This window comes from bacterium (assembly GCA_041648665.1).
GTDB lineage: Bacteria > UBA10199 > UBA10199 > 2-02-FULL-44-16 > JAAZCA01 > JAFGMW01.
This window is the reverse complement of record JBAZOP010000189.1, coordinates 1-2,969: the sequence shown is the minus strand read 5'-3', so window position 1 is coordinate 2,969 and position 2,969 is coordinate 1. Positions and strand designations below refer to the sequence as shown.

Below are 2,969 nucleotides of genomic sequence, written 5' to 3'. Positions count from 1 at the left end.
GGAGACGGCGACCACGGTTGTGTCGATAGACAGGATCTTCACAGGTCCTCAGAAAATCTTTCCCAGGATCTTCCGTATCCCCCAGACGCTCTCGATGTCGTTGATCGTGACCAGCAGCATGAGCCCGATCAGCATGACGAAACCCACGTGATGCGCTATGGAGCGGATCCTCACCGAGAGCGGCCTGCGAAGCACGGCCTCGCAACCCAGGAACACGAGCTGCCCGCCGTCGAGCACCGGTATCGGCAGGAAGTTCAGTATGCCGAGCTGCAGCGAGAGGAACGCGACGAAGTAGAGGAAGTTCGCGACGCCGGCCGCAGCGGCCGCCGCAGAGCTCTTCGCGATGATGATCGGCCCGCCCAGGACCTTGTAGGAGAGCTTGAGCGTGACGAGCCTCCAGAGGACGTCGAGCGTCATGCGCGCGAGCTTGATGTTCTCCTTCGTGCCCTTGACGATGGAGTCCAGAAAACCGTATTTCACCACGATCATCGGCACCCCGCTCATGCGGTCCTTGGATATGCCGATGATCCAGCGGCCGAAGTCCTCGTTGTACTCGCCTGCGACATCGATTTTGATCTCTTCGCCGCCCCTCTTCACGACCATCGGCGCGAGGACGCCCTTGCTCTCGTTTATCATCCTCGTGAGATCGAGCCAGTCCTCGACCGGCCTTCCGGCATAGGAGATCACGAGGTCCTTTGACTTGATCCCGGCCTTGTCCGCAGGCCCGCCCGACCTCACCCCGTCTATGTACGGGTCGCCGCCCAGATTCGGCAGCGGAGCGATCCCAACGTAGCCGCCCTTCATCTCCGGCAGCTCCTCCACGGTGACGGCGGCGTGAAACTCCCGGCCCGCGCGCCGCACGCCGAAGTCGATGGTGGAGCCCGGGGAGATGAGCACCCTGCTCAGCACGTCGTCCCAGTTTTTCATGGACTTCCCGTCGAGAGAGAGGATGAGATCGCCCTCGGCAAGCCCTGCGCGCTGCGCGGGGGAATCCGTCTTGATGCCCTTGACGACCGGCTGCTCGCTCAAGAACGCCGGCTCCGAGCGGCCGATCATGAAGACGACCGGCATGACGGCGAGGCAGAGGAAGAGATTCATGAGCGGGCCCATGAGCACGATCTTCGCGCGCTTCCACGCGCTCTTGGCGGAGAACGAGCGGGGATCGAGGCTCCCCTCTTCGTCCGGCTCCTCGCCGAGCATCTTGACGTAACCGCCCAGCGGCAGCGCAGAGATACGATATTCGGTCTCGCCCCACTTGAATCCGAACAGCTTGGGCCCGAAGCCGAGCGAGAAGGTCTCTACAAACACACCCGCGCGCTTGGCAGTGATGAAATGACCGACCTCGTGTATGAATATCAGGACGCCTAGGGCGATGATAAAATAAATAATCGTCATAAAACCTTTCCGGCTTGCCTGCGCGCCCAGGCGTCGGCTTCCATTATCTCTTCGAACGTAGCGGCGGACTTCTTCTCATGGGCGTTCATCGTCTCCTCGACCACGCGCGCTATGTCGAGCAGACCGATCCTCCTCATCAGGAAGGCCTCCACGGCGACCTCGTTCGCGGCGTTGAGCACCGCCGGCATGGACTGCCCCTCCTGCAGCGCCGCGTACGCCAGCGCCAGGCAGGGGAACCGCGCATGGTCCGGCTCCTCGAAGGTGAGGTTGGCCACGCGGGCGAGATCGAGTTTGGGACAGCCGCTCTCGACCCTCTCGGGCCAGGATATCGCGTACGCGATCGGCGCGCGCATATCCGGCATCCCGAGCTGCGCCATCACGCAACCGTCGCGGTACTCCACGAGCGAATGCACGATGCTCTGGGGATGGACTATCACCCTGATCTTCTCAGGCGGCACCCCGAAGAGCCAGCGCGCCTCTATGACCTCCAGGCCCTTGTTCATGAGAGTGGCGGAGTCGATCGTAATCTTGGCCCCCATGCTCCATCGCGGATGCGCTATCGCCTGCTCGGGCGTGGCCACCCTCATCTCATCGACGCTGCTCCTGAGGAACGGGCCGCCCGACGCGGTGAGGAGCAGCGCGGTCACGTCCTCGCGCCTGTGCCCTGCCAGCGACTGATGTATGGCCGCGTGCTCGCTGTCGATCGGGAGTATCGTTATCCCCATCCTCACGGCCGCGTTCGATACCAGCTCCCCGGCTACGACCATGGTCTCTTTATTCGCGAGCGCCACGCTCTTGCGCGCCTCGATGGCGCGCAGCGTGGGCTTGAGCCCTGCCGCGCCCACGATGGCCGAGATTACAAGCTGCGCCTCGGAGAGTTCCGCGACCTGGCACGCCCCCTCGATGCCGAATAGGACCTCGGGCCTCTTCGTCCTGAGAAGGCCCTTGAGCCTGTTCGCGGAGTCCGCGTCGCGGACCGAGACCACCATCGGGTCGAACAACTCCACCTGCTCCGCGAGCAGTTCCACGTCGTGGCCCTCGGCCAGGCCCACGACCTTGAACCGCTCGGGATGGCGCGCGACCACGTCGAGCGTGCTCTTGCCGATGGAACCGGTGCTGCCCAGTATCGATATTTTTTTCATAATGGTTTAAACCCCGACCACGTATTTCAAATATGCGAACGCCGCCGGCGCCGTGAATATAAGAGCGTCCATCCTGTCGAGGACGCCGCCGTGGCCCGGGATGATATGCCCCGAGTCCTTCACCCCGCGACTGCGCTTGAGCATGGATTCGATCAGATCGCCCATGGGCGACACGATCCAGATCAGGAGCGCAAACATCAGGGAATCCACCAGCGACAGCTGCGGGAGCATGAAGAAGCGCACGGCCGCCACTCCGATCATCGATCCCGCGAGCGCGCCTATCAGCCCCTCGACCGTCTTGTTCGGGCTGACCTGCGGCGCGAGCTTGCGCCTTCCGAACGCCTTGCCCGCTGCAAGCCCCAGGATATCGCACAGACACGCGGGCGCCAAAGCGATGAGGATGAGCGCCCTTCCCCTCGGCATGCGCAGGAT

3 protein-coding genes are annotated in these 2,969 nt (G+C 63.2%); all 3 read right to left on the bottom strand.

Going from position 1 to position 2,969, the window contains the following annotated elements; genetic code table 11:
- Positions 1 to 48: 48 nt before the first annotated feature.
- Positions 49 to 1,395, bottom strand: a complete 1,347-nt coding sequence (gene rseP, locus WC683_20530; protein MFA4974998.1) for an RIP metalloprotease RseP — start codon at positions 1,393 to 1,395, stop codon at positions 49 to 51.
- The gene (locus WC683_20525; GenBank protein ID MFA4974997.1) at positions 1,392 to 2,537 is read right to left on the bottom strand and encodes a 1-deoxy-D-xylulose-5-phosphate reductoisomerase; all 1,146 of its coding nucleotides are present in this window, start codon (positions 2,535 to 2,537) and stop codon (positions 1,392 to 1,394) included. The genes rseP and WC683_20525 overlap by 4 nt, the downstream gene beginning before the upstream one ends.
- A 6-nt stretch (positions 2,538 to 2,543) precedes the next feature.
- Positions 2,544 to 2,969 (bottom strand): phosphatidate cytidylyltransferase (locus WC683_20520; GenBank protein MFA4974996.1); only part of this gene is annotated, 426 nt, incomplete at its 5' end.